Annotated in this window: 28 protein-coding genes; 13 read left to right on the forward strand and 15 right to left on the reverse strand. The window is 39.0% G+C overall.

The window, feature by feature from the left end; translation table 11 throughout:
- Positions 1 to 115: 115 nt before the first annotated feature.
- The 3 genes from BM192_RS07565 to BM192_RS07575 form a co-directional block, all read right to left on the reverse strand.
- Positions 116 to 1,291 (reverse strand): GlmU family protein, encoded by a 1,176-nt coding sequence (locus BM192_RS07565; RefSeq protein WP_037445192.1) that lies wholly within the window; start codon positions 1,289 to 1,291, stop codon positions 116 to 118.
- Positions 1,292 to 1,575: 284 nt separating this feature from the next.
- Entirely contained in the window at positions 1,576 to 1,824 is a 249-nt protein-coding gene (locus BM192_RS07570) for a type B 50S ribosomal protein L31 (RefSeq protein ID WP_037445193.1), read from the reverse strand.
- An 83-nt stretch (positions 1,825 to 1,907) separates the two neighbouring features.
- Positions 1,908 to 2,195, reverse strand: coding sequence for a hypothetical protein (locus BM192_RS07575; RefSeq protein WP_037445195.1), 288 nt, complete (start codon positions 2,193 to 2,195; stop codon positions 1,908 to 1,910).
- Between the two features lie 215 nt (positions 2,196 to 2,410).
- Between BM192_RS07575 and BM192_RS07580 the strand changes: the two genes are divergently transcribed.
- The 6 genes from BM192_RS07580 to BM192_RS07605 all read left to right on the forward strand — a co-directional run bounded on the left by BM192_RS07580 (position 2,411) and on the right by BM192_RS07605 (position 8,701).
- Entirely contained in the window at positions 2,411 to 3,622 is a 1,212-nt protein-coding gene (locus BM192_RS07580; protein WP_037445197.1) for an IscS subfamily cysteine desulfurase, read from the forward strand.
- Positions 3,623 to 3,691: 69 nt separating this feature from the next.
- A complete protein-coding gene (gene iscU / locus BM192_RS07585; protein WP_037445199.1) occupies positions 3,692 to 4,105 on the forward strand; it encodes a Fe-S cluster assembly scaffold IscU in 414 nt (137 codons plus the stop codon).
- A gap of 77 nt (positions 4,106 to 4,182) precedes the next feature.
- Entirely contained in the window at positions 4,183 to 4,509 is a 327-nt protein-coding gene (locus tag BM192_RS07590; RefSeq protein WP_037445201.1) for a HesB/IscA family protein, read from the forward strand.
- A gap of 138 nt (positions 4,510 to 4,647) precedes the next feature.
- Complete coding sequence (locus BM192_RS07595) at positions 4,648 to 6,561, forward strand: AMP-dependent synthetase/ligase (RefSeq protein ID WP_037445203.1); 1,914 nt, start codon at positions 4,648 to 4,650, stop codon at positions 6,559 to 6,561.
- Positions 6,562 to 6,663: 102 nt separating this feature from the next.
- Entirely contained in the window at positions 6,664 to 8,391 is a 1,728-nt protein-coding gene (gene lysS, locus BM192_RS07600) for a lysine--tRNA ligase (RefSeq protein WP_037445205.1), read from the forward strand.
- A gap of 97 nt (positions 8,392 to 8,488) precedes the next feature.
- Positions 8,489 to 8,701 carry a hypothetical protein gene (locus BM192_RS07605; RefSeq protein ID WP_037445207.1) on the forward strand — a complete coding sequence of 71 codons (213 nt, stop codon included), beginning with the start codon at positions 8,489 to 8,491 and terminating at the stop codon, positions 8,699 to 8,701.
- 49 nt (positions 8,702 to 8,750) lie between these two features.
- Here the strand turns inward: BM192_RS07605 and BM192_RS07610 are convergent, their stop codons facing one another.
- The gene (locus tag BM192_RS07610; RefSeq protein WP_037445330.1) at positions 8,751 to 9,290 is read right to left on the reverse strand and encodes a membrane protein; all 540 of its coding nucleotides are present in this window, start codon (positions 9,288 to 9,290) and stop codon (positions 8,751 to 8,753) included.
- A 150-nt stretch (positions 9,291 to 9,440) separates the two neighbouring features.
- Between BM192_RS07610 and BM192_RS07615 the strand changes: the two genes are divergently transcribed.
- Together BM192_RS07615 and ung are read left to right on the forward strand one after the other, a co-directional pair.
- The gene (locus BM192_RS07615) at positions 9,441 to 9,851 is read left to right on the forward strand and encodes a TlpA family protein disulfide reductase (RefSeq protein WP_051760368.1); all 411 of its coding nucleotides are present in this window, start codon (positions 9,441 to 9,443) and stop codon (positions 9,849 to 9,851) included.
- A gap of 7 nt (positions 9,852 to 9,858) precedes the next feature.
- Positions 9,859 to 10,536 (forward strand): uracil-DNA glycosylase, encoded by a 678-nt coding sequence (gene ung / locus BM192_RS07620; protein ID WP_037445344.1) that lies wholly within the window; start codon positions 9,859 to 9,861, stop codon positions 10,534 to 10,536.
- Positions 10,537 to 10,577: 41 nt separating this feature from the next.
- On the opposite strand, the gene BM192_RS07625 is transcribed toward ung, so the two are convergent.
- Positions 10,578 to 11,048: an Lrp/AsnC family transcriptional regulator gene (locus BM192_RS07625; protein WP_037445328.1), complete on the reverse strand. Its 471-nt coding sequence runs from the start codon at positions 11,046 to 11,048 to the stop codon at positions 10,578 to 10,580.
- A gap of 141 nt (positions 11,049 to 11,189) precedes the next feature.
- Between BM192_RS07625 and BM192_RS07630 the strand changes: the two genes are divergently transcribed.
- From BM192_RS07630 to smpB, 3 genes are all read left to right on the forward strand, one after another.
- A complete protein-coding gene (locus tag BM192_RS07630) occupies positions 11,190 to 11,852 on the forward strand; it encodes a metal-dependent transcriptional regulator (protein WP_037445327.1) in 663 nt (220 codons plus the stop codon).
- Positions 11,853 to 11,859: 7 nt separating this feature from the next.
- Positions 11,860 to 13,722: an Nramp family divalent metal transporter gene (locus BM192_RS07635; protein WP_037445326.1), complete on the forward strand. Its 1,863-nt coding sequence runs from the start codon at positions 11,860 to 11,862 to the stop codon at positions 13,720 to 13,722.
- 67 nt (positions 13,723 to 13,789) lie between these two features.
- Positions 13,790 to 14,239, forward strand: coding sequence for an SsrA-binding protein SmpB (gene smpB, locus BM192_RS07640; RefSeq protein ID WP_037445324.1), 450 nt, complete (start codon positions 13,790 to 13,792; stop codon positions 14,237 to 14,239).
- On the opposite strand, the gene BM192_RS07645 is transcribed toward smpB, so the two are convergent.
- The 3 genes from BM192_RS07645 to BM192_RS07655 all read right to left on the reverse strand — a co-directional run bounded on the left by BM192_RS07645 (position 14,240) and on the right by BM192_RS07655 (position 17,880).
- The gene (locus BM192_RS07645; RefSeq protein WP_037445321.1) at positions 14,240 to 14,896 is read right to left on the reverse strand and encodes a protein-L-isoaspartate(D-aspartate) O-methyltransferase; all 657 of its coding nucleotides are present in this window, start codon (positions 14,894 to 14,896) and stop codon (positions 14,240 to 14,242) included.
- Between the two features lie 116 nt (positions 14,897 to 15,012).
- Positions 15,013 to 17,493, reverse strand: a complete 2,481-nt coding sequence (gene priA, locus BM192_RS07650) for a replication restart helicase PriA (RefSeq protein WP_088776016.1) — start codon at positions 17,491 to 17,493, stop codon at positions 15,013 to 15,015.
- Positions 17,494 to 17,880: a DUF423 domain-containing protein gene (locus tag BM192_RS07655; protein ID WP_037445320.1), complete on the reverse strand. Its 387-nt coding sequence runs from the start codon at positions 17,878 to 17,880 to the stop codon at positions 17,494 to 17,496. It lies immediately after the preceding gene.
- Positions 17,881 to 18,012: 132 nt separating this feature from the next.
- Here BM192_RS07655 and BM192_RS07660 point away from each other — a divergent pair, with 132 nt between their 5' ends.
- Positions 18,013 to 19,578 (forward strand): hypothetical protein, encoded by a 1,566-nt coding sequence (locus BM192_RS07660; RefSeq protein ID WP_074963945.1) that lies wholly within the window; start codon positions 18,013 to 18,015, stop codon positions 19,576 to 19,578.
- Positions 19,579 to 19,624: 46 nt separating this feature from the next.
- On the opposite strand, the gene tsaB is transcribed toward BM192_RS07660, so the two are convergent.
- The 7 genes from tsaB to BM192_RS07695 form a co-directional block, all read right to left on the reverse strand.
- Positions 19,625 to 20,308 (reverse strand): tRNA (adenosine(37)-N6)-threonylcarbamoyltransferase complex dimerization subunit type 1 TsaB, encoded by a 684-nt coding sequence (gene tsaB, locus BM192_RS07665; protein WP_037445316.1) that lies wholly within the window; start codon positions 20,306 to 20,308, stop codon positions 19,625 to 19,627.
- Between the two features lie 21 nt (positions 20,309 to 20,329).
- Positions 20,330 to 20,560, reverse strand: a complete 231-nt coding sequence (gene yidD / locus BM192_RS07670; RefSeq protein WP_074587687.1) for a membrane protein insertion efficiency factor YidD — start codon at positions 20,558 to 20,560, stop codon at positions 20,330 to 20,332.
- Positions 20,547 to 20,939, reverse strand: a complete 393-nt coding sequence (locus BM192_RS07675; RefSeq protein WP_037445340.1) for a ribonuclease P protein component — start codon at positions 20,937 to 20,939, stop codon at positions 20,547 to 20,549. Before BM192_RS07675 ends, yidD begins: the two co-directional genes overlap by 14 nt.
- Positions 20,940 to 20,997: 58 nt before the next feature.
- Positions 20,998 to 21,156 carry a 50S ribosomal protein L34 gene (gene rpmH / locus BM192_RS07680; RefSeq protein ID WP_008241331.1) on the reverse strand — a complete coding sequence of 53 codons (159 nt, stop codon included), beginning with the start codon at positions 21,154 to 21,156 and terminating at the stop codon, positions 20,998 to 21,000.
- Positions 21,157 to 21,310: 154 nt separating this feature from the next.
- Positions 21,311 to 22,045, reverse strand: a complete 735-nt coding sequence (locus BM192_RS07685) for a LytR/AlgR family response regulator transcription factor (protein WP_037445314.1) — start codon at positions 22,043 to 22,045, stop codon at positions 21,311 to 21,313.
- A complete protein-coding gene (locus BM192_RS07690) occupies positions 22,023 to 23,084 on the reverse strand; it encodes a sensor histidine kinase (RefSeq protein WP_037445312.1) in 1,062 nt (353 codons plus the stop codon). The genes BM192_RS07685 and BM192_RS07690 overlap by 23 nt, the downstream gene beginning before the upstream one ends.
- An 8-nt stretch (positions 23,085 to 23,092) precedes the next feature.
- Positions 23,093 to 23,893, reverse strand: a complete 801-nt coding sequence (locus tag BM192_RS07695) for a LiaF transmembrane domain-containing protein (protein WP_037445309.1) — start codon at positions 23,891 to 23,893, stop codon at positions 23,093 to 23,095.
- A 188-nt stretch (positions 23,894 to 24,081) separates the two neighbouring features.
- Between BM192_RS07695 and BM192_RS07700 the strand changes: the two genes are divergently transcribed.
- Positions 24,082 to 24,975, forward strand: coding sequence for a ChaN family lipoprotein (locus tag BM192_RS07700; protein ID WP_037445338.1), 894 nt, complete (start codon positions 24,082 to 24,084; stop codon positions 24,973 to 24,975).
- Positions 24,976 to 24,999: the final 24 nt, after the last annotated feature.

Below are 24,999 nucleotides of genomic sequence, written 5' to 3' on the forward strand. Positions count from 1 at the left end.
TGTTTCTTATTCTGGTTTTATTGTCTGAATCATTAACGAAAATATTAACCTGGTATTATTAATTAATAGCGGGTTAATGGTTTACTTATAAAGTATAAAACTACAAAAGTATTTCTTAAAAGTGTCTGTAAATCATTGTTTGTTCGTATACGGCGCTTAAAATATCCTTTTCGACCTGACTAAACTCCATATTCCTACGTGAAAAAACCTTCTCTGTAGTCTCCAGCATTTTTTCCAGTTTATAAGTATCAAAACCGTGCGCTCCACCCCATGAAAAATCTGGAATAAAATTCCTGGGATAACCGCTTCCAAAGATATTTGCGCTGACACCGGCTATAGTACCCGTATTAAACATTGTGTTAATTCCGCATTTAGCATGATCTCCCATGATCAACCCACAAAATTGCAATCCGGTATTCCGAAATGTATCCAACTCATAATCCCATAATTTAACATCACCATAGGTGTTTTTAAGGTTAGAGTTATTGCTGTCTGCACCGATATTACACCATTGCCCGAGTACGGAATTACCTAAATAACCTTCATGCCCTTTGGAAGAATATCCCCAAATGACAGCATTGTTAATCTCACCGCCGACCCGGCTGAACGGACCTATAGTTGTTTGCCCGTAAATCTTACTCCCCATTTTAACCTGAGATTCTTCACAAAGTGCAAATGAACCCCGAATGTGACTACCTTCCCAAACCTGTGTATTCTTACCGAGATAAATTGGGCCGGTACGGGTATTAAAAGTTGAACACTCGGCGATTGCACCCTCTTCGGCAAAGAATTGATCGCCAAGAATGGTATTAGTACTGCTCAATTCAGCAGATCCTCTACCGTCAGTCAGCAGCTTGAAGTCTGCGCGCAACTGCGCATCGTTATGACGGAAGATATCCTCGGGATACTGTATATAGGTTACAGTTCCTGTAAACTCCTTCGGTTTGAAACCTTCTACTCCTTTCAGGCTTACTTTTTCACCCGAAGCAGTCTTAAAAGCTAAAATAAGGTTGCCCGACAAAAGTGATTCTCCTGATCTTAGCGCAGAGATCGCATTAAAAACATCATTGTCAGGACATAACGCCCCATTTATATAAGTATCAGCATCTTGCAGCGCAGGGTATTTGGACTGAAGATAATCTGCAGTCATAAAACCATATGCTTCAGAACTGTATTTACCCCACTTCTCAGCGATAGTCAAAATACCAATCCGTAAGTCTGCAACTGGTCTGGTAAAAGTTAGTGGACGTAAAGAAAATGCAGTACGATCATCAAAAAGATTAATTCTCATTCGTATTTATTAATTTAAACTGTGCACATCCTGCGGGATGTGCATTGATTCTTTTTTGTAAGTGGCGGGTAGAGTGAAATAGACGTAGCTCAACAGCATCTAATGTAGGTCCATTAAGATTTTCAAATTGAAGGAAAGTATGATTGTCTCTGCTATTTTTATTCATTCATACTAAATTAGAATAAGTGTCTGAGCGTAAATTGACACATCAATAATTGACAAAAATAAAAAAAGTCCCGAAGCAATAGCATCGGGACTTTAAATAGTTTCCTTGTTCAGGAAATTTATTTCTTAGCGTAACGGGTTTTGAATTTATCAATACGGCCCGCAGTATCTACCAATTTCATTTTACCAGTGTAAAATGGGTGAGAAGTATGTGAAATCTCTAATTTGTAGAGTGGGTATTCGTTACCATCTTCCCAAGTAACAGTTTCTTTTGTTTCAACGCAAGATTTTGTTAAGAATGCGTATTCGTTAGACATATCTTTAAATACTACGAATCTATAGTTTGATGGGTGAAGATCTTTTTTCATATGAATTTATACTTAATTGTCGCTTATTTTGAAGGATGCAAATATCCAGATTATATTTTTCAAATACAAGGGATAATGAAAAATTATGTACTGTACATTTTCCGGGTTTCAATTTTACGGCGTTGCCTGTTAAGGTATTCATCCGCAATCACTTCTGCAGAAGGCAAGTGCGAACTGCTGATGAGTAAAGATTTCAATCGTTCTTCGTCTACATCTGCACGATACAGAATCTGCATCATTTTAGATATATCGTTATCCAGCATCCATGAAAATGCATGAATCAACTTATTTCTCAGCTCTTCTTCAGTAAGCGTTCCGTCTAACTCAAAGTCCTTGTTCAGTAACTGGCTTAATTCCCCCTGATCCTTCATTATGGTAAATTTGAAATTTAGCACCAAATATCGGCTAATCAGGTCAAATAAAAAAAACCGGAAGCCATAGCTGCCCGAACCACTAAACTCTCCTGTGAGTTACGTAAACCTAATGTCAAAATGTCTTTCGGGGCCTGCCATTACCCCGTGATAATTAACCAACTTGGCAATCTTTTTTAGTACATTTGTATATTAAAAAGAATAAATTACATACAATGGAACTTCCTATTTACCTTGATAATAACGCTACAACTCCGCTCGATCCGCGTGTACTTGAAGCAATGTTACCTTATTTAACCAGCAAATTCGGCAATGCAGCGAGCCGTAACCACGCTTTTGGCTGGGTTGCAGAAGAAGGTGTTGACTACGCCCGTGAGCAGGCTGCCAAATTAATCGGCTGCACTGAAAAAGAAATCATCTTTACTTCAGGTGCAACAGAAGCCGATAACCTTGGTATTAAGGGGGTATTTGAAATGTATTCAGAAAAAGGCAATCATATTATTACTGCCACTACTGAACATAAGGCAGTACTGGATACTTGTAAACACCTGGAAAAAGCAGGTGCAAGGGTAACTTACCTGAATGTAAAGGAAGATGGATTAATTGACCTTGCTGAATTGGAAGCAGCAATGACTGAACAGACTATTCTTGTTACTATTATGTATGGTAATAATGAAATAGGTGTAGTTCAGCCTATAAAAGAAATCTCTGCCATTGCTCATAAATACGGAGCATTATTCATGACCGATGCTACACAGGCTGTTGGTAAAATACCAGTAGATGTAAATGCTGATGGTATTGATCTACTTGCTTTCTCAGCACATAAAATGTACGGACCGAAAGGTGTTGGTGCACTATATGTACGCCGCAAAAACCCAAGGGTTAAGGTTACAGCTCAAATGGACGGAGGCGGTCACGAACGTGGTATGCGTTCGGGAACATTAAACGTACCGGGTATTGTCGGCCTTGGTAAGGCTTGTGAGCTTTGCAGACTGGAAATGGACGAGGAAGCTAAACGTCTTTCCGGCCTTCGTGATAAACTGGAAGGTGCGCTTTCCCAAATGGAAGAAAGTTATGTAAACGGTAACACACAGCACCGTCTACCACATGTTGCTAATATTTCATTTAAATATGTAGAGGGCGAAGGATTAATGATGGCGATGAAGGATCTTGCTGTATCTTCAGGTTCTGCCTGTACTTCTGCTTCTCTTGAGCCTTCATATGTATTAAAAAGTTTAGGTCTTTCTGATGACCTGGCACATTCTTCGATCCGTTTTGGGTTAGGCAGGTTCACTACCGAGGAAGAAATCGACTATGCTATCGAAAACACAAGAAAAGCAGTTGACCATCTGAGAAACCTTTCTCCATTATGGGAAATGTTTAAGGAAGGAATAGACTTAAGTAAAATTGAATGGGCTGAGCATTAATCTGCAAACCCAGTTTAAATTATTCATCATATAACCCAACTCCGGGAAGGAGTTTAGACGACAAACATAATGGCGTACTCAGAAAAAGTAATGGAGCACTATACCAACCCCCGCAATGTTGGTACTTTAAATAAAGACAGCAAATCAGTAGGTACTGGTTTAGTCGGCGCACCTGAATGTGGTGATGTTATGCGTCTGCAAATTGAAGTGGATGAAAATAACGTAATTACCGATGCTAAGTTCAAAACGTTTGGATGTGGCTCAGCAATTGCCTCATCATCTCTCGCGACTGAATGGTTAAAAGGTAAAACGGTTGATGAAGCTTTAACAATTGACAATATGGATATTGTTGAAGAACTGGCTCTTCCTCCGGTAAAAATTCACTGTTCAGTTCTTGCTGAAGACGCAATTAAGTCGGCTATTAACGATTATCGTGTTAAAAATGGCATGGAGCCAATTGCAATGCCAAAATCACACCATTAAACGGCAGAAAATATTATACAATTAATTAAGGACACAGACCTACGTTAGTAGCGCAGGCCTGACTAATAAAAAAGCATATGATCACAATAACCGCAAAAGCAAAAAGCAAAATTGATGAGTTAATGCAGGAATCTCAAATGGACACTACTTATTTTTTACGGGTATCTGTAAAAGGCGGAGGATGTTCAGGATTATCATACAATATGGATTTTGATAATGAAGAGCAAACCGGAGATCAGTTTTTTGAAGACAAAGGTGTTCGCGTTGCCCTGGATATGAAGTCATTTTTATACCTGGCAGGCACTGAACTTGACTTCTCTGATGGTCTGAATGGAAAGGGCTTCAACTTTAACAATCCGAATGCGAGCCGCTCGTGTGCTTGCGGCGAAAGTTTTTCTGTTTAAATCAATTATTTTTTTTTTAGAAAAAGGGCACCTTCAGGTGTCTTTTTTTTTGACTTAAATTCTGATTTATCCCCAGGATCAGGATATTGTGTAATTAGGCTAAAAAACTTTATTATTGCCTTCCCAAAATAAAATATCATGGTATCATTTAACGAGTCTTCAACAATCCCAACTCTTTTAAGGAATGTGGTAGAAAATATCCATCCGCCTGAAACAACTTTTCTGATTCACAAAAAAGGCGACGAATGGGAGAATATTTCATTTGCACAAACCCTTGCCAAAGCAGATGCAGTAGCTGCATTCTTTCTTGAAAAAGGTATTGCGAAGGGTGACAGGATGGGGCTGATGATTGAAAATGGACCTGATTATGTGTATTACGACCAGGGTATTCAACAGATTGGAGCAATCAATGTATCCATCTACCCTACTTTGTCTGAACAGGAAGTGGAATATATCATTAACGATTCTGGTATCCGGGCTATTTTGGTGGGTAATCCTTTTCTTTATAAAAAGGTGCTTAAGATCGCAGGAAACTGCAAAATGCTCGAGTTTATCATCCCAGTTTTTAATGACTTCACGAAAATTACTTTACCGGAAGATCTTAATACGGCCATTTTTAGTTTCGAATCTGTACTTTCTGATGGTTACAGCCTGATTAAGAAATATCAGTATCAGATAACAACACGTAGAAATGAAGTTTTACCTAAGGATATTTCTTCATTAATATATACTTCAGGAACCACCGGCACACCAAAAGGCGTAATGCTCTCACATAGTAATTTTGTAGAAAATGTAAAAGTATGTCTACAGCAGATTCCGGTGATTGATAAAACTGAAACCTTCTTATCTTTCTTACCCCTATCACACGTTTTTGAAAGAACTGCAACCTACCATGTATGCTGTGCTCAGGGTTGTAAGATTGCCTACGCCCAGAGTCTGGAACTACTAGCTAAAAACATGGCCGAGGTGAGGCCTACAGTCATGAGCTGCGTACCCAGGTTACTGGAAAGAATTCACGACAAAGCTATTCAAAGCGGAACATCTGCCGGCGGGATGAAATCTAAAATATTTATCTGGGCACTGGAAATAGGCAAGCGATACAGGGAAAAAATGGAGGCTGGTAAATCACCTGGTTTAGTATTAGCTGCAGAACAGTTTCTTGCCGACAAACTGGTCTTCAGCAAGATTAAAGAAAAAACTGGAGGAAGACTTAAATTCATGATTTCAGGTGGAGCAGCTTTACCTAAAACTGTCGGAGAGTTTTTTGGCAATCTGGGTATAAAGATACTCGAAGGTTTCGGCCTTACCGAGACTTCACCAGTTATGTCAGTTACAGAATATCACCGTCAGGTATACGGTACAGTTGGCCGGGTAATTCCGGGAATCGAGATAGGTATACAAAATGTGGACACTAAAGAAATACTCAATATACAAACACATGAAAGTTTTAATCCCGAATATATTTCAGAAGAGGGCGAAATTATTGTTCGTGGACATTGCGTAATGCAAGGTTATTTTAACAAACCCGCCGAAACTGCGGAGGCTATTGACAAACATAACTGGTTTCATACTGGCGATATCGGACGTTTCTACAAAGGTAATCTGCAAATTACTGACCGGCTGAAAAATATGATTGTTAATGCCTACGGAAAAAATGTTTATCCTACTCCGGTGGAGAATATTTATCTGCAAAGTCTTAAAATCGAACAGATCTTTCTGATAGGTGATAAAAGGGAATATCTAACAGCCATAATAATCCCAAACAAGGAGGCTATGACTGGGAAATTCCACCTTTCCGAGTCTTTTTTTGAAGACCCTGAAGCGTTTATTTCAAATCCAGAAATACTGAACTGGATTAAAGAAGATATCAAAAAGCTGTCTGAAGGCCTGGCTAAATTCGAGAGAATCAAACAATTCCTGCTTAAAAGAAACCCTTTCAGTATGGATGCAGGTGAAATTACACCGACTATGAAAATTAAACGTAAAGTTGTCGAAAAGATTTATGCTGCGCCAATCAATGAGCTATATTCATCGGCTGTTGAGAGTGAATAGAATTTGCTGTAAAACCCCTCAATTTTACTATTTTTGCAAGATAACTGATCATCAGATCAGGATAGAATCTAATTTCCGGCTTAAGCCGAATATTGAACATATATGAGTACAGGATTATCAGAACAAGAAATACTGCGTAGAAATGCGCTTACCCAGCTACGTGAACTGGGCATTGACCCCTATCCTGCTGAGGGTTACGAGATCAATACCAATGCAGCTGACATTTTAGCGAATTATGAAAATAATAAGGATGCTTACCAGAAGGTTAGTTTCGCTGGAAGAATTATGACCCGCAGAATTATGGGCAGTGCAGCTTTTGTAGAGATACAAGACTCGACTGGCCGTATTCAGGTATATCTGAAGAGGGATGAATTATGTCCTGGTGAGGATAAGACAATCTACAACACTGTGTTTAAAAAACTTCTTGACCTGGGTGACTTCATCGGGATTAAAGGATACGTCTTTACGACACAAACCGGTGAGATCTCTGTTCACGTTACGGCTTTCACACTGCTCTCAAAATCACTGAAGCCTTTGCCTGTAGTTAAAAGAGATGAAGAAGGCAATATATATGATGGATTTACTGATCCTGAATTACGTTACAGACAACGTTACGTTGACCTTACCGTAAACCCTGGCTTTAAACAGATTTTCATTAACCGGTCCAAGGTTATCAATACCATGCGAAACTATTTTGATCAGCAGGGCTGGATGGAGGTCGAAACACCTATTCTCCAGCAGATCCACGGTGGTGCAGCAGCAAGACCTTTTGAAACATACCACAATACATTAGACATGCCTCTTTTCCTGAGGATTGCCAACGAACTTTATCTGAAAAGATTAATTGTTGCCGGTTTTGACGGGGTTTATGAATTTGGCAAAATGTTCCGTAACGAAGGTATGGACCGTACACATAATCCTGAATATACCGCAATGGAAATCTATGTGGCTTATAAGGATTATATATGGATGATGGGTATGGTAGAAGAATGCCTGGAGAAGGTAGCGATAGCTATACATGGGTCAGGAAAAGTTAAAGTTGGGCAGCATGAGATTAACTTTACTGGTCCTTACGAAAAACTTACAATGTATGAATCTATACAGAAGTATACCGGAGTAGATGTTTCTGAAATGACGGAAGCTGAGATCAAAGAAACCTGTACTAGTTTTGGTATCGAAGTAAACAGTTCAATGGGACGGGGTAAATTGATTGACGAACTGTTCAGCGAGAAAGTAGAAGCGAATCTGATCCAGCCTACATACATCACGGATTACCCTCTTGAGATGACACCTTTAGCGAAAAAGCACCGTAGTAAGGAAGGTCTTGTTGAAAGATTTGAGCTATTTGTCAACGGTAAGGAAATTGCCAATGCTTATTCGGAGCTTAATGACCCTATTGATCAGAAAGAGCGTTTTGAAGAACAACTAAAACTGGCAGCGAGAGGCGATGACGAAGCTATGGCTATGGATGATGATTTTATCCGCGCATTGGAGTATGGTATGCCCCCTACATCGGGCTTAGGTTTCGGAATTGACAGGCTGGTCATGTTGATGACAAATCAATCGACAATACAAGAGGTTCTTTTCTTCCCTCAGATGAGACCTGAAAAGAAAGCGAAAATTACATCTGATGAAGATTTTGTAAATGCTGGTATTCCTGCTGAATGGGTAGTTGTTCTTAGAAAAATGGGCTTCAATACATTAGAAGATCTGGCCGCTGCAAATGCGAACAAGGTATTTAATGACCTGGGTGGAATGAGAAAAAAATTGAAAATCGAAACTCCTATGCCTTCAAAAGAAGAGGTAACAAGCTGGTTCGAAAAGAATTAGGACTGATTTAACATAAAATTGTTATAAACTTAATGGCCCGTTGTACGTAAATACAGCGGGCCTTTTTTATTTTTATCGCAGTTAATTTTTATAAATTATGAATCAGACAAGCCTCGAAATAACAGAAAGCGAATACTGTATAAAATTAAACAAAGAGTCCTATGATCTTAGTTTAGTGAGACAGTTAATTAAAAGAATACAGGCGGAGCAATTCTTTTTCCGAAAGAATACCGATCCGATGGATGACGATATGATCATCAGGAATGAATATCATTCAAACGATTCATATGATAACCTGGAAGACAAATAAAAAAAGCCACATGATGATGTGGCTTTTTTTATTTGTCTTTAATATTTTTCTATCTGTATCTAACCTGCTGTTGTTTATCCAGCATTCCTAGCTGATCTTTCATTTGTTTAATCTGATCGGCCAGTAGTTTATTCTTGTCTGCTTTCTTTGCTTCCGTCAGATACATTTGAGCTTCTCTTTTATTTCTTTTACCCATTGAAATACCTGCCAGGCTTAATTTAGCTAAAGCGATATTATGGTCCATCTGCATACCAAGAGTTAATGCTTTCTTGAAGTATTTCTCGGACTGCATTGGTGCTTTTCTCGATTCGATTAATCCAATTAACAGATTATAATAGCCATGTTGAGCTCTGAAAAGCTGCGTTTCATAGTTAGTAATTCTTCTTAAAAAGGCTTCAGCCTTCGGCATATCGTCTTTTCTTAAAAACCATTGCGCTAACAGCATGTTTTCATTGTAAAAGAAAGTAATAATAATAAGGATACTAATGAAGACGGCTAAAATTCCCCATCCCCAGAATCCGAAAAACATCAGTGCTACTGCACTTCCGAATATTACAAATCCCGCTATTAGTCTGACTATGTTTGGCATATCTTTTTTAATTATATTTTTGCTGCAAATATCGTGTTTATATACCAAAAATCAGATATTAAATAATATTTAAACAAAAAAACTATTGGCTCTCTATTTAATATCTTTACCAGGATTTTTTGAACCTGAGCGCATTCGTAATATAATATTATGCCCTACATACATCATCCGGACGACCTATTCTCGATTCCTGACATGCAAACTAGCTATATAGCTGAATACCCAGCTTATCATCCCGAGGCGGCAATCATTGAATATTTACATCCACTATTATTAAATAAGAAAATAACTATTATCCTGGGAACCTGGTGCAGCGACTGCCAAAGGGAGCTTCCAAGATTTCTTAAAGTTATTGATCATGCCGGTTTCCCCTATGACCAGCTGACAATAATCAGTGTAGATCAGGAAAAGTCGCCCGGTGAAGAAATGAAAGAAGTGCCTAACTTTACAAGAATCCCGGTGTTTATCCTGACAAACACTGACGGTTCCGAACTTGGACGTATCACAGAAATACCAGAGATCTCATTAGAACACGATTTGTTAGCACTCATAAAAAAATAGAATGAATATGGCAGCAAAATTAGAATCAGGATGGCAGGCAGAACTGGAGGACGAATTCAGCAAACCATATATGCAAAATCTGAAAACCTTTCTCCTTTCTGAAAAAGAAAGTAATCAGCAAATTTACCCGCCCAACTCCCAGATCTTTAATGCGTTTAATGAAACACCTTTCAATAAAGTAAAGGTTGTGATTCTAGGACAGGATCCATACCATGGAGAAAAACAAGCGCATGGACTTTCCTTTTCTGTTAACAAAGGCATCAAAATTCCTCCCTCATTAAGAAACATCTACAAAGAACTCGAAACTGATATTCCGGGTTTCATAACTCCGGATCATGGCGATCTGAGTCATTGGGCCGCTGAAGGAGTATTATTATTAAATGCGACACTTACCGTTAGAGCGCATCAACCAGGGTCACATCAGGGTAAAGGTTGGGAGGCATTTACTGACCAGGCAATAAATAAGCTATCAAAAGATAGAGACGGTCTGGTGTTTATACTGTGGGGTAAGTACGCTCAGCAAAAAGAGTTATTAATTGATAGCCAAAAACATTTGATTCTTAAAGCTCCTCACCCTTCCCCTTTCTCCTCATATACCGGATTTTTCGGAAGCAGTCCTTTTTCAAAAACCAACGCATATCTTATTTCTAAAAACAAAAAGCCTGTTAACTGGCAGATCGTGTGATCTGCCAGTTAACAGGCTTTTTGTTTTAACTGTGTCTATATCTAATATTCCAGAGGGACGATAGGTTCTTTCTTTGTCGTGGACATAATCATCATCGTCTGGAAAGTCTTCACGACGCTAATTTTACTGATTTTATCCATAATTAGTCTTTCGTAAGCTTTAATATCACTTACATAAACTTTAAGCAAGAAATCTGCCTGCCCGGTCACGTGATGACATTCTGTAATTTCTTTAATCAGGTTTACCTCATCAAGGAAAATCTGAATAGTATTATTCTTGTGAAAATCGAGTTGGACTTGAATAAACGTTTTAATACCAAGTCCTAACTTTTCTTCATCAACCAAGGCATGATAACTCTTTATAAACCCAGACATCTCCAGCTTTCTAACCCTTTCCAGTGTTGGTGCCGGAGATAATCCTATTTCCTGGGATAGCAGCAAGTTGGTAATCCTCCCGTTCTCTTGTAAGAGTCTAAGTATTTTAAAGTCTATCTTATCTAATTCTGTTGCCATTTGTATAATTGATCTTAAGCGTAAAGGTAGAACAACAACTGTTTAATTACCAAATTTAATTCTAAAAATTAAGAATATAATTATGCATTATTTTTTAGAATTTTTTTTAGATTTATCTAAATTTAAAATTAGGTATACAAAATGCACTCATTTACAGAGGAAAACTATCTGAAAGTAATCTTTCACCTGTATCAGGTGCAGGAAATGCCTGTTCAGACCAATGCAATTGCGGGCAAATTGAATACAAGGGCAGCGTCAGTAACTGACATGCTCAAAAAACTTGCAGACAAAAAACTGATCAATTATATCCGTTATCAAGGCGTTACGCTAACTGAGCAAGGGAAATTAATAGCAATACAGATTATCCGGAGACACCGTCTGTGGGAAGTGTTTTTGGTAGAAAAGCTCAATTTTGGATGGGATGAAGTACATGATATTGCCGAAGAATTGGAGCACGTTGGTTATCAGCCATTGATTGAGCGCCTTGATAAGTTTCTGAATTATCCGAAACGAGACCCCCATGGCGACCTCATTCCTGATAGTTCAGGCGAATTCGAGATCGCAGTACAAACAGGCTTGCTGGAGCTCGCTGAAAATATCAATGCTGTTATAATCGGCGTTACAGAGCATTCTTCGCCCTATCTTAAACATCTTGAAAAACTTGGACTTACCATTGGGGAATCATTATTAATAGAAGGAATTACCAGCTATGACGGTACATTGGAACTAGACTGCTCCGGAAAAAAAATAAGTATAAGCAGAAAAGTTGCACAACATATTCTTGTCAGCACTAAAAATCAATAGATAATTAATGAAAAAATCTGAATCATTAAGCGAAGTACATCAGAGTGTAGATACAGGAAAAAGAAAAGGATGGAGAAGAATACTCTCTTTTATTGGTCCGGCTTACCTTGTCAGTGTCGGATATATGGATCCTGGAAACTGGGCGACAGATATTGCTGGGGGAAGTAAATATGGTTACCAGTTAATCTGGGTGTTGCTAATGTCCAACCTGATTGCGCTCTTACTGCAGTCGCTCAGCGCGAGACTTGGGATAGTAAGAGGTCTTGACCTCGCCCAGGCGTCAAGGAATGCCTATCCAAAATGGGTTAATATACCGCTTTTTGGGTTGGCGCAAACGGCGATCATAGCCTGTGATCTTGCAGAAATAATAGGTATGGCCATAGGACTTAACCTGCTTTTTGGACTGCCTTTAATCTGGGGTATCAGTATTACCATATTTGATACTGTCTTACTCCTTTTTCTGATGAATAAAGGGATGAGGAAAATGGAAGCTTTCATCGTATCAATGGTATTTATCGTCGGTCTTTCATTTCTGGTTGAAATGTTCATCGTAGAACCCTCTTTAAAGGAGATAGTTAAAGGTTTGGAACCTTCTGTGCTTTCAGGTGATGCTTTATATATCGCCATTGGTATTATTGGCGCAACTGTAATGCCGCATAATCTCTATCTCCATTCTTCTCTGGTACAAACCAGGAACTTCAAAAGAGATTTTGAAGGTATAAAAGAGGCATTGAAATTCAACTTTATTGACACTGCAGTTGCATTAAATCTTGCATTCTTTGTCAACGCGGCTATACTTATTCTGGCAGCGGCGGCTTTTTACAAAAATGGACTGCATGAAGTTGCGGAGATTCAAGACGCACATAAACTTCTAGGTCATATCTTTGGAAATGTGGCACCTGCTCTTTTTGCCATAGCATTAATTGCCGCTGGACAGAGCTCAACTGTGACAGGCACACTTGCTGGGCAGATCGTGATGGAAGGACACCTTAATTTGCGGATCCAACCCTGGTTACGCAGGTTGATTACACGTTTACTAGCCATAATTCCCGCCTTCTTTACCATCTTATATTTTGGAAATGATGCTTTAAGCGGACTATTGATACTTAGTCAGGTGGTGCTTAGTTTACAATTAGGATTTGCTGTGATCCCATTAATTCATTTCACCTCTGACAAAAAAGAGATGAAAGGTTTCGCTATAAAAACGTGGGTAAAAATTCTCGCCTGGACCAGTGCGCTAATCATTGTAGCACTTAACATACAGCTGGTAATTGAGGAGATCTCAGGATGGGGCAAAGAAATCAATAACTGGTATATTTATGCACTAATCGTACCGGTAGCTGTTATCATCGCTTTACTTTTGGTATATATATTTATATATCCTTTCATCAAAAAGAATAGAGAAGACTCCCACAATATTCCACACGGGATCGCGCTGGACATACCAGATACACAAATTAAACCTTACCAGAAAATTGGAATCACAGTAGATTTCTCTAAAAATGACCGCAACACTATTCAACAGGCTTTAAAGCAGGGAGGTAAAATGGCTAGCTATCACCTTATCCATATTGTAGAGACCGCCGCAGCCAGATATCACGGTACGTCGGCTATGGACCATGAAACACAACTTGATGCTGAGAATCTGGAGAAATACTGTGCAAACCTGGAAAAACTAGGTTATAAAGCATTTCCATATATCGGCTATGGAAGCCCGGCAAAAGCAATTGCAGAAATTACTAATAAACAGGAGCTGGAATTATTAGTAATGGGTGCACATGGACATAAAGGATTAAAAGATTTGATTTTCGGCACTACTGTTGATGCAGTAAGGCATAAAATCGGTGTACCAGTGTTGGTAATTCGATAATAATCATCATGTATTTTCAGCTAAATCTGTCGTAAACCGGCATTTCTTTCTGATATTCGCTAATTCTATGAAGAACGACATACAAATAAAAAATAAACGCGCTTATTTTGACTATCATATTGTAGAGAAATATAATGCAGGCCTGGCTTTACTTGGAACGGAAATTAAAGCAATCCGGCAAGGTAAAGCGAATATGACCGATGCTTTCTGCATGTTCATTGGAAATGTATTATACGTTAGAAACCTGCATATTTCAGAATACAGCCATAGTTCTTTCCATCATCATGATATTAAAAGGGACAGGATCTTATTACTGCAGAAGAAAGAACTAAAAAAATTAAAGTTCAGAAGTGAAGAGAAGGGATACACTATCGTCCCGCTGAGAATATTTACCAACGAACGTGGGTTTGCCAAAATAGAGATAGCACTCGCACAGGGTAAAAAAGAATTCGATAAAAGAGACAGTATTAAAGACAGAGAGTCAAAAAGAGAAATGGACCGGGCATTAAAGGTTTAATTACCAGGCCTGGTCTCCCACTAAAGGTACAAACCGGAATGTATCCAGTTCAAATTTCTCGTATTCAGTTTCACTGATTCGAATCACAGTAACCATTACCTGTGCATTTTCATCACCGACAGGGATAACCAGAATTCCGCCTATTTTCAATTGCTTCAATAAAACTTCAGGTACAAAGGGGGCTCCGGCTGTAACTATTATTTTATGATAAGGAGCATGGCTGGCAATCCCCATTGAACCGTCACCAAAGAAGAAGTGGGCGGGATATCCCATACCTGGCAGCACTTTAATTGTGTGGTTATAAATGCCTTCCTGTCTTTCAATCGTATACACTTCTGCGCCTAATTCCATTAAAATACAGGTTTGATATCCAGAACCGGTACCTATTTCCAAGACTTTATCTCCTTTGCTGATATGCAATAATTCACTTTGATAGGCTACAGTATAGGGCTGAGAAATGGTTTGACCATCACCAATTGGGAACGCGATATCTTTATAAGCCTGATTCCAGAAAGTTTCATCGAAAAAAAAGTGCCGGGGAACTTTACCTATTGCCTGAAGTACACGTGTATCTGCAATTCCTCGGGCTTTTAAATGCTCTACCAATTTTTTTCTCGCTCCCCGCTCCCGGTAATTATCTACAAACTTATATGCCATCGCATTTCAAAAATACGCTATTGAACCCGAATTTTAAGGTATTATTCCAGTTTTAATTCCGTGAACGGGTCCAATTTACTGCAGATAATATTCAGTGCCATAAAAAAACAAATGCCTTAATAAGGGTCTACATCAATTTGAATAATAACACCTTTAAAACTATTTTCAGTGTTAAAATCATGAATAGTTTGCTTAAGCACCGACTTAACTTTTTGAATTGCAGTCGATTTATCTGCTTTGATAATTAATTGACGGATATAGTAATTCCTGATTCTGGAAACCAGCGGCTGCTCAGGTCCCAAAACACGATCTGCCAGTGTAACCCTGAGCATAGTTGCAAAACGCATAGATGCAGCATTCAAAACATTAGGATCTTTATGCTTCATATTAATGAAAATCATCCTGCTGAAAGGCGGGTAATTGAACGCCTTGCGTTCTGCAATTTCGTCTTCGTACATTCCGATATAATCATTGGCAACAACCTGCTTAATAATACGGTGGTCTGCATCATATGCCTGGATGCACACCTTCCCCTGAGTATCCCTTCTTCCTGCCCTCCCGGCAACCTGTGCCAGCAGTTGATAACTTCGTTCAAATGCTCGGAAATCGGGAAAATTCAGTAAAGTATCAGCATTGATAACGCCAATTAACGTCACATTATCAAAATCAAGACCCTTGGCGACCATTTGAGTACCGATAAGAATATCAGTCTTTTTATCCTGAAAATCTGTTATAATCTTTTGAAGACTATTTTTTGTTCTCGTGCTGTCCACATCCAGTCTGGCAATTTTAGCTTCCGGCAGCAATAGACTAAGCTCCTCCTCTACCCGCTCGGTACCGAAACCTTTCTGTTCTATGTGTACAGAACCGCAGGCAGGGCAGATATTCATACTGTTCTCCTGATATCCGCAGTAATGGCAATGAAGTTTACCGCTGCTCTTATGAAAAGTAAGGCTGACATCGCAGTTCACACATTTAGGAGCAAAACCACAGGTTTTACAGATCAGAATAGTTGCGTAGCCCCTTCTGTTTTGAAATAAAATAACCTGCTCCTTCTTCTCTAAAGTCGAAGTAATATCATCCAGCAGCGTCGTAGAAAAATAAGAAACCATCTTTTTCTTCTTCGTCTGTTCAGCAATTCCAATAACTTGTTGAACGGGAAGCTCAACCCCTCCGAACCTTTCATGCAGTGTTACAAGGCCATATTTGCCTTGCAGCGCATTATAATAACTTTCAATAGCAGGCGTTGCCGATCCCAGAACGATTTTAGCTTTATGGAGATGAGCCAGGTATACTGCTGCATCTCTGGCCTGATAGCGTGGAGAAGGTTCATTCTGCTTATACGAAGCTTCATGTTCCTCATCTACAACGATAAGCTTAAGGTTATTGAAAGGAAGAAAAACTGCAGAGCGCGCACCGAGCACTATTTTATAGTTTCCATTCAATACACGATTCCAGATTTCCACACGCTCATTATCATTAAATTTAGAATGATAAACTCCAATTGTGTCACCGAAATAACGTTTAATTCTTTCTACAATCTGGGTTGTCAGTGCAATTTCAGGCAGCAGGAATAAAACTTGCCCTTGCTCAGCGATAGCCTTTTCTATCATTCTAATATAAACCTGAGTCTTGCCGGATGCCGTGATTCCGTGAAGCAGTACGACGTCTTTCTCCAAAAATGACTGCTGAATCTCGTCATGCGCTTTCTGCTGTGCTGGGCTCAGTTCGAAATTGAGAATAGACTCATCATTTTCATCTCTCAGACGGCTCACTTTCTTTTTAAAGACCTGAAAAATACCTTTATCGATCAGCGTTTTTAATGCCGCCTGCCCACAACCGCTTTCTTCCAGCAGCTGTTGCCGGGAGACAATCTGCCCCGCTCTGGAAAGCTGAGTATACTTAAGAAATGCGTCCAGTTGCCGGGGTGCTTTTTCAAGGATCTCAAACAGGGAACGGTAATTTTCCTCTTCCCTGTAAAATGGTTCCAGCTCAATATAGGATTTGAGTAGAGGCTTATACTTTTCAATCACTTCCTCCGCGATAAAAACGACTTCCTTCTCTAACAAACCACGAATTAATGGAAAAACAGATTTTTGCCCCATCAAAGAAGAGATCTGATCGACGGTAAGCTTTTTGTGTTTAACTAATGCGGTGAGCAAAGTGTTTTCTTTCTCATTGATTTCAAGCGTATCCAAGCTCATCTCTTCCTTTAAGACGATAATGGTCTCGCTAGCGAGTTTTAATCCAGCAGGCAGCGCCGCAGACATCACATCGCCCTCATTACACAGATAATATGAAGTCATCCAGTCCCAGAAACGAAACTGGGCAGCATTAACAATCGGAAACTCATCAATGACATCAAGAATATACTTAGCCTGGTAAAGCTCTGGTGCATCGCGACTGATTCTTTTGATCAGTGCTGTATAAATTTTATTTTTCCCGAACTGAACGATTACCCGTTTACCGCACTCAGCATGGTCATTCAGTTCAAATGGAACGCGGTAAATGTAATTTTTAGAAAGCGACAGCGGGAGAATAACTTCGACAAATAAGGTATTCCGTTCCTCGAAATCAAGTTCTGTCATTTCTCCCATTTAGCGATTTTTTAAAGCAGCAAAAAATAACAAGACCCAACCGGCTATCAGAAATAAACCACCTAAAGGGGTTATTGGGCCAAGTATACCGACCCAGCTTAATTGGGTAACCTCCCGGGTTGCCAGTAAATAAAGTGATCCTGAAAAAAGCACGATACCTAAAGAAAAGCATAGATAAGAAAAGTCAACAAGTCTGGAACGGAAGCGTCCGAAAGTAGAAAGAAACAATAATGCAAAAGTATGATAAAACTGGTATTCAATTCCCTTAGTCCAGATTGAAATCGCATCTGCAGATAATAAATTCTTAAGACTATGTGCACCGAATGCACCAAGGATTACCGCGACTGCTCCAAAAAAAGAAGCCGTTAAAATTATACGTCTGTTCATTGTTTAATTTAAGTTCTACCTTCTACAAAATTAAGAAACCTGCTTGCATTTCGTTAGTAATCGAACTAATTAAATTAAATTTGCTAGAACAGCAACTCAGGATAGCCCTGTCGCCCATAACACCCAAATACATTGAAAAAAATATACTTTATTCTTATTGTTTTATGCATTGCAATGTTTGGAATGGCTTATTTTTATTTTTCCAAACTCAATACAGGAAGTGATTATCAGGAAAACAGCCTTTTTGCAGCCACCGCAAATTCAGGTCTTGTCTTTTCTGTTTATAATGACCAGCGCATCTTTGATATCCTAAAAGGCCAGGACCTTTTTCTACAACTGTTAGGCAAAGAAAAGTCAGAACAATTACTATTACTTAAAGATAAAATAGCAGATCAGCCAGCCATAAACAGTTTATTAGCCAATAGCGATATTCTAATCAGTTTTGTCCCTGGTCCAGGCAAGAAGATAAGTTATATGATTAGTACGCAGCTTCAGCAGGATGCTCAAAAACAGCAATTACTTGAGGCATTGAAAAAGGGAGGAATAAAGGTAAGACAAGAAAAAGAACTGTATCATATTAATCTGACTGATAGCATTAGTTTTTACCTCGGTATTGATAAAAGTTTAATTCTGATTTCTGAAGCCAGAGAACCTATTGAAAAAAGTCTGGAACTAATGCCCTTGAAAAAGTCACAAGCTTTTGTCAATTATATCCGGTCTGCAGGAAAGCTCAGGCAAAACAGCCTTGGTAACCTATATGTAGACTTTAGCAAAATACCAGAACTACTAAGTGCGGTATTACCGGGAAAATTATCAGGTAATCTGGCTATTCTCAACCAACTTGAATCATTTGCAACCCTGAATTATAATTTTAGCAAGGAACGCATCTTTCTAAATGGAAGCACTAAAGTTTCCGAACAGGATCAGTATTTACATATCTTTTCTGAGATGCAGCCGGCCAGAATCACCATTGACCAGATCCTCCCGGACAATACATCAAATTACAGGTTATATAGTATCCCCGATTATCAAAGCAAATTTAAACCTGCCTTGGATAGAATTTTTTCCTCTCAAAAAAAGGATCAGCAGATCAGTAGAATTCTGAACGAAATTAAACAAACCTACCGGTTGGATCCGAATAAGATATTCCCGGTTTACTTTAAAGATCAGCTTATAACTTTTCAACTAAAAACCGGAGAAAATCTAGGTGCAATTAATTTGAGTAACGGAGATATGGTAGGTCAATTATTATTAGATATCAGTGTACCTTATGATAATGAGATTCAGCAGTTAAAAAGCCCGGGCCTGTTATTTGCGTATTTCGGCGATCCGATGCGCCCTTTTGATACACCATACTATACCATTATAGACAATAATCTGATTGTAGCCAACCAGCCATCAACGCTGCAGGATATATTAAGAAAATACAAATCAGATAACCTGCTTATTAATACAAAAGAATATACAGCACTTTATAACCAGCTTTCCAAAACAGCTGGAATCAGTTTTTATCTTAACCCCGAAAATTCTACAGAATTAGCCAGAAAAACATTATTCACCCCCTTTTACAAACATTTTCTGTCACAACAAGGCTTTCGCGCTTTCAGCTCAATTCTATTGCAGTTAAATGGAGATAAAGGCCGTTTTCAAACAAATTTCATGATTAACACACCTGAACAACTATTCAATCCAAAATAGTGACCGGCTCTAACTGACACTAAGATTCTTTTTACTGATGAATTGATTAGATTTTCTTTTTAGGCTGGGTGATCATAAAATCTTTCAAGTAAAAAGGCTCGAAATAAGCCAGATCTTCAAAACGCTGCAGCTGAAAAGCATCAAATGCCAATTGGCTCATTGCGCCGGCGCTGTTAAAATTATCACTATTAAAATGTGCGTGGTTATGTGCCAGGATATCGGCACATTTCATTGCCCCGTCACCGATAAAAGTGATATCCTGATGTAATTCATGCCTGTAACTTTGTTCGTCGACGATCTTAGCTTCCACAGGCAGTACACAATCAAGATTCACACTATAAAGCGCGGTAAAGACTTCCATTCTCCTCGCATCTATCATGGGGCACACCAGCCCTGTATAACCAGCATGTTGTTTTATAAATCCACTGGCCATCATTTTTAGCGTATCGACGGCAATTAATGATTTATCAAGCGCAAAACACAGGCCTTTGGCAGTAGACACCCCAATACGTAAACCAGTATACGAACCAGGTCCTTTACTTACAGCAACTGCATCCAATGCATTAAAATCCAAGCCTGACCTTTGCATAACGTCCTGTATAAAAAGCGTAAGACTGGAAGCATGGATATTTTGAGCAGCTATTTCTTTAAGATACGTAGTCTGTCCATCGACTGATAATGCAACGGAGCATACCTGAGTAGCAGTTTCAATTTGAAGTATGGTGGCCATAAAAGATTAATAAAATTTGAATTATGGAACAGGATCATGACCATGACTCCCCCAGGGATGACAACGTCCAATCCTCTTTAAAGTAAGCCAGCCTCCTTTAAAGGGGCCGTGTTTTTTGATCGCCTCTATACCATACTGAGAGCAGGTTGGCGTAAATCTGCAACTTGCTCCGAGTAAAGGCGACAAAAGCACCTGATATAAACGGATCAGCAGTAGAAAAAACCACGAGAAAATACGGTTAAAGAGTCTCATCCTGGAGTGCTAAGTTGAGCTTTTTAAAAGCAGATTCCATCTTTTTCTGCATAAAAGAAAATTCAAGGTGTTCTTTGCCAATAAATTGCAATGATAACAATAGAGATTGTTCAGGATTATCCAGATAAGAATACAGCTTTTCCGACTTAATTAAACGATACGCTTCGCGCATTCTGCGTTTAATCAGATTTCGGTCGTGTGCACGCCGGAAACGCTTTTTAGAAACGTTAATTACCACTTGGGCGGGCGATACTTTTTTACCCGGAATAAGCAGGTAAGATACCCGGAACGGGTATAATAAAAAAGAAGAACCGTTCTTAAACAACAGGTCTAATAGACTTCTGCTGCATAACCGTTCTTCTTTAGTGAATTTTTTCATTTTTTTGATTGCGAATTCGCAGAAATGATCTGCCAGCACTTACGTGCAGCAATCAAAATTATGCTTTGTGACGACGTTCGTCAGAAACTGATAATTTTTTTCTTCCTTTTGCACGACGAGAAGCTAATACTCTTCTACCGTTTGCTGTAGCCATTCTTTCGCGGAAGCCGTGTTTGTTTCTTCTCTTTCTTTGCGAAGGTTGGAATGTTCTTTTCATAACTGTATGATATCTTAACTATAATTTTTTTTATTGAGAGGTGCAAATATAATGTGATTTTTCCTCAATTGCAAATACATCTCAAATGTTTTATTTATTTCGCATTAAACATTCATTACTGCCCTTTGAAACTTATTAAACAACACCGCATAATTTAGATTCCAAGAGCTGCTTTGAGCCTTGCATAACCTGTTTTACTTACAGGGAGCCAGATTCCGTTCTTAAGCAGCACAATATAACTATCTTTCTCTTTCAGTTCAATTTTATTGACTTGAGAGAGGTTAATCAGATAGGAACGGTGAATTCTGATAAACATTCCGGAGTCTAGAGATTGCTCAAAAAAACTCATGGTTTTATTTTTGTAGAAAATCCCCTCGGCTGTATTTAACTTCACCTGGTCATCGTCAGCTTCGAGATAATGAACCGCTTCAACTGGAATAATTTTTATACTGCCATTACTCTTAACCACAACCCTATTTTGCTGTGCAGGACTCAGGCTTGCTGTATTCAACAGTTCTTCTGTCCCTTCAGGTTGGTTAAGTTTACCTGGTAAACGTGACATGGCCTGCTCGAATCTTTCCGGCTCAATAGGTTTCAGCAGATAATCCACCGCATTCACTTCAAACGCACGAATTGCATAGGTGTCAAAAGCCGTTGTGAATATAACAGCGGGGGGATTATCAACCAGTTCCAGCATCTCAAAACCATTTATTTTAGGCATCTGAATATCCAGGAAGATAAAATCTGGTTTTAATTGTTGTATCGCCTTTAGCCCCTCAAAACCGTCACTACATTCCGCAATGACGGTTATATCAGGAAACTGCTGCAGATAGTGCTTTACAACATCACGGGCAAGAGGTTCATCGTCAATGAGTATAGTTCTGATCATAATTTTGAGGTATTTGGAGCGTAGTACGATATAAATTCCCGTCCAGACTTTCGGTTTTTAACAACGTCTGATCGGCAAAGAGTAAATATAATCTTCTTTTAATAGCAGAAAGGCCAAAACCTGTTCCTCCTGAACTTTTTAGTTCCGGGTCATAAGGATTTTCTACTCTGATTTTAAGCTGTTGATTCTCCTCACTGATCTGAATGGAAATTAAGACCGGACCAGACGTGTTGTATAATCCAAATTTGATGGCATTTTCGACTATAGGCTGTAACAAAGTACCTGGCAGCATCATATTTAAGGTAGATTCATCCATATGAATATTCAGATTCAACCTGTGACTAAATCTAACTTTTTCGATATCAAGATAAAGTTGAATATATTCCATTTCTTCTGCCACTGTAACCCAGACATCATCATCCCTTTTAAGTGTTCCCCGTAAAAAAGATGCCAGCTTAGTGATCATCAGACCAGCCTCTTTTGGATTGACTATAGTGAGTGCATATACTGAATTCAAACTGTTAAATAAGAAATGAGGCTGCAGCTGGTGCCGGAGTTTATTTAGCTCTGCTTCTTTAGCCAGATTCTGTGCAGCAAACAGACGTTGCTGCATTTCTGACTGTTCCTCTAACCGGTACCAGAGCATATTTGAGAAAGTACACCAGGCGAGAAATACAAATAGAATAACAGCGCGGAATAATAAAGTAAATTCAAGGAAATACAAATAACTATTATACGAATCAAAAATATAACTAAGAATATAATTACTCCCTAAAGTTATTAAAGAAGACAGCACGGCTGAAATAATCAACACAAAAAACAGTGCATCATCAGCCGGCTTGTAATAACGTGTTATGGTACTCACTACAATACAGCTGGCCAGTAAGAAAGATGCAGTCAATATACTATCTGTTATAGCCGCATACCAGTTCAGATTCAGCGCATAATAAAAGATAAGTGAGAAACCTGCCGCCCAACATACGTACAATATCAACGCATTTCTCTTAACGACTGTGCTGGATAAAGGGTTTCTGGTCATAATTCGTTTTAAAAATTACTGATATCAATTCCACCTAACAAAGCAGTCCCTCTGATGACCAGAACTTTCGGATTCCCTTCGATATGGGTAACTACTGCCCTGCGGTCATTCAAACCACCAAAGATAGGCGTGACCTCAGATTTAACCACCCAGTGAGGCGGAATAATTAATTTAACCCCACCGAATATTGCCGTAATTTCTATAGCTATCGTGTTTTCAAAATCCGACTGAATAAAATTAAGTTCTGCACCACTAAATACGACAACGACTTCTCCTCCCAATAAGTTTTTTGAATAAAACTGCTGCTTACTTCCACTAAAAACATTTACCAGATCAATAACGTCACCTGTATTATTAGTCGGGGCACCTGAAGAAAACCCGTACTGATCATCTTGGGTACCCGCATCGTCAGAAACAGGATTTACCAAAGGATCTCCTTTAAAATCAGCCGAAGGTCTATCGCCGAAAGGATTATTTTTCTTCAATTTACGAGATGGACTTAAAATCAAATACAGACCCAGAATAATAAATATCCCTGGAAAATAGTAGGTTGAAAAGTTCAGGTCGCTAAATCGCTGTAAAGTAAAGAACCCGCCAATTAAAACCATAACCAGCCATCCTCCTCCTATAAAATTGCGTTTAGCACCTACTATAATTCCAATAACCATTAAGATCACGTGCCAGCTAAATAACCATTGCGGAAGGAAGAAGCCAAAGTTCCGGCTTAAGAAAAACAACCCGACCAGCAGCAGGATTAATCCACTCCACATTCTGTTGGTATGTTTGTCAGATTTATATGAATTTTTCATAAGAATGTTTTCAAATTATCGATTGTAAAGCTAAAGTACATTCATTTTGACAGCAGGAAATGGGTTGTCTATCTAAAGTCGTATTTTACCGGTAAATCCCGATATTTTACCGGTAAAAAAAAATGTGTAATTTTCGCACAATCCCTGACCGCTGGTCTGCGGAACCTAATTTAAATGCCAAAAACAACATGAGAATTTACAGCTACCTGCTCGCGATATTAGTATCTCCCCTATTCCTGTCTGCACAACAAAACAGCGACAGACATCCGGAATCGAATTCAGGAGCGGAAGGTTATCGTTTATACGACAGCAAATCCGGCAAATCAATTACTACTGATGACATTGTAAAGCGAATGAAGAATACCGATGTATTGGTGTTCGGGGAGGAACATAATGATTCGACAGCTCATAGCCTTCAGGCCGAAATCTTAACTAAGATGATCGCAGCCTATCCGCAAACTGCACTCACAATGGAAATGTTCGCTACCGATGTGCAGCTGACCATAAATGAGTACCTGTCTTCTCTGATCTCCGAAAAGAATTTTATTAAAGAAGCGCGTGCCTGGAACAATTATGCGGACTACAGGCCGATGATCGAAATAGCGAAACAGAACAAAACAGACGTGATTGGTGGAAATGTGGCCACCCGCTACAGTAACGCTGTGACTTTTTTTGGATTGAGTAAGTTGCAGGATTTCCCAGAACCTTCAAAGAAATTATTGCCCCCCCTTCCTTTAGACACAGCTACAGGAAGATACTATGATAAATTTATAGAAACATTAGGCGGACACGGTATGGGGAATATGAAAATATATCAAACTCAGAACTTATGGGATGCCGCTATGGCCTGGGCGATTAGTAATTATGCTAAACAATACCCGGAAAGAAAGATTTTACAGATTAACGGCCGTTTTCACAGCGACGAAAAGCTAGGCTTATTATTTCCTTTAAAAAGATATGCACCAAAACTTAAAGTGCTGACCATATCGTCATTTGCAGCTGCAGAAGATGATGACTGGAAAACATTTCGTCATCTGGCTGATTTTATTCTAATAACACCACAGGTGCCCGAAAAAAAATAGGTGGATAAATTTTATCCACCTAAA

Origin of the sequence: Pedobacter antarcticus (genome assembly GCF_900112985.1) — a bacterium.
GTDB lineage: Bacteria > Bacteroidota > Bacteroidia > Sphingobacteriales > Sphingobacteriaceae > Pedobacter > Pedobacter antarcticus.

Coding starts and splice junctions, on each gene's coding strand:
- BM192_RS07635 (WP_037445326.1), top strand. CDS start 11,860: ATGAAAAAATCTGAATCATTAAGCGAAGTACATCAGAGTGTAGATACA.
- iscU (WP_037445199.1), top strand. CDS start 3,692: ATGGCGTACTCAGAAAAAGTAATGGAGCACTATACCAACCCCCGCAAT.
- BM192_RS07695 (WP_037445309.1), bottom strand. CDS start 23,893: ATGAAAAATTCATATAAATCTGACAAACATACCAACAGAATGTGGAGT.
- BM192_RS07580 (WP_037445197.1), top strand. CDS start 2,411: ATGGAACTTCCTATTTACCTTGATAATAACGCTACAACTCCGCTCGAT.
- BM192_RS07615 (WP_051760368.1), top strand. CDS start 9,441: ATGCCCTACATACATCATCCGGACGACCTATTCTCGATTCCTGACATG.
- BM192_RS07625 (WP_037445328.1), bottom strand. CDS start 11,048: ATGGCAACAGAATTAGATAAGATAGACTTTAAAATACTTAGACTCTTA.
- lysS (WP_037445205.1), top strand. CDS start 6,664: ATGAGTACAGGATTATCAGAACAAGAAATACTGCGTAGAAATGCGCTT.
- rpmH (WP_008241331.1), bottom strand. CDS start 21,156: ATGAAAAGAACATTCCAACCTTCGCAAAGAAAGAGAAGAAACAAACAC.
- BM192_RS07645 (WP_037445321.1), bottom strand. CDS start 14,896: ATGGCATATAAGTTTGTAGATAATTACCGGGAGCGGGGAGCGAGAAAA.
- BM192_RS07595 (WP_037445203.1), top strand. CDS start 4,648: ATGGTATCATTTAACGAGTCTTCAACAATCCCAACTCTTTTAAGGAAT.
- tsaB (WP_037445316.1), bottom strand. CDS start 20,308: ATGGCCACCATACTTCAAATTGAAACTGCTACTCAGGTATGCTCCGTT.
- BM192_RS07610 (WP_037445330.1), bottom strand. CDS start 9,290: ATGCCAAACATAGTCAGACTAATAGCGGGATTTGTAATATTCGGAAGT.
- BM192_RS07630 (WP_037445327.1), top strand. CDS start 11,190: ATGCACTCATTTACAGAGGAAAACTATCTGAAAGTAATCTTTCACCTG.
- BM192_RS07590 (WP_037445201.1), top strand. CDS start 4,183: ATGATCACAATAACCGCAAAAGCAAAAAGCAAAATTGATGAGTTAATG.
- BM192_RS07655 (WP_037445320.1), bottom strand. CDS start 17,880: ATGAACAGACGTATAATTTTAACGGCTTCTTTTTTTGGAGCAGTCGCG.
- BM192_RS07565 (WP_037445192.1), bottom strand. CDS start 1,291: ATGAGAATTAATCTTTTTGATGATCGTACTGCATTTTCTTTACGTCCA.
- BM192_RS07675 (WP_037445340.1), bottom strand. CDS start 20,939: ATGAAAAAATTCACTAAAGAAGAACGGTTATGCAGCAGAAGTCTATTA.
- smpB (WP_037445324.1), top strand. CDS start 13,790: ATGAAGAACGACATACAAATAAAAAATAAACGCGCTTATTTTGACTAT.
- priA (WP_088776016.1), bottom strand. CDS start 17,493: ATGGGAGAAATGACAGAACTTGATTTCGAGGAACGGAATACCTTATTT.
- BM192_RS07575 (WP_037445195.1), bottom strand. CDS start 2,195: ATGAAGGATCAGGGGGAATTAAGCCAGTTACTGAACAAGGACTTTGAG.
- BM192_RS07700 (WP_037445338.1), top strand. CDS start 24,082: ATGAGAATTTACAGCTACCTGCTCGCGATATTAGTATCTCCCCTATTC.
- BM192_RS07690 (WP_037445312.1), bottom strand. CDS start 23,084: ATGACCAGAAACCCTTTATCCAGCACAGTCGTTAAGAGAAATGCGTTG.
- yidD (WP_074587687.1), bottom strand. CDS start 20,560: ATGAGACTCTTTAACCGTATTTTCTCGTGGTTTTTTCTACTGCTGATC.
- ung (WP_037445344.1), top strand. CDS start 9,859: ATGGCAGCAAAATTAGAATCAGGATGGCAGGCAGAACTGGAGGACGAA.
- BM192_RS07605 (WP_037445207.1), top strand. CDS start 8,489: ATGAATCAGACAAGCCTCGAAATAACAGAAAGCGAATACTGTATAAAA.
- BM192_RS07685 (WP_037445314.1), bottom strand. CDS start 22,045: ATGATCAGAACTATACTCATTGACGATGAACCTCTTGCCCGTGATGTT.
- BM192_RS07570 (WP_037445193.1), bottom strand. CDS start 1,824: ATGAAAAAAGATCTTCACCCATCAAACTATAGATTCGTAGTATTTAAA.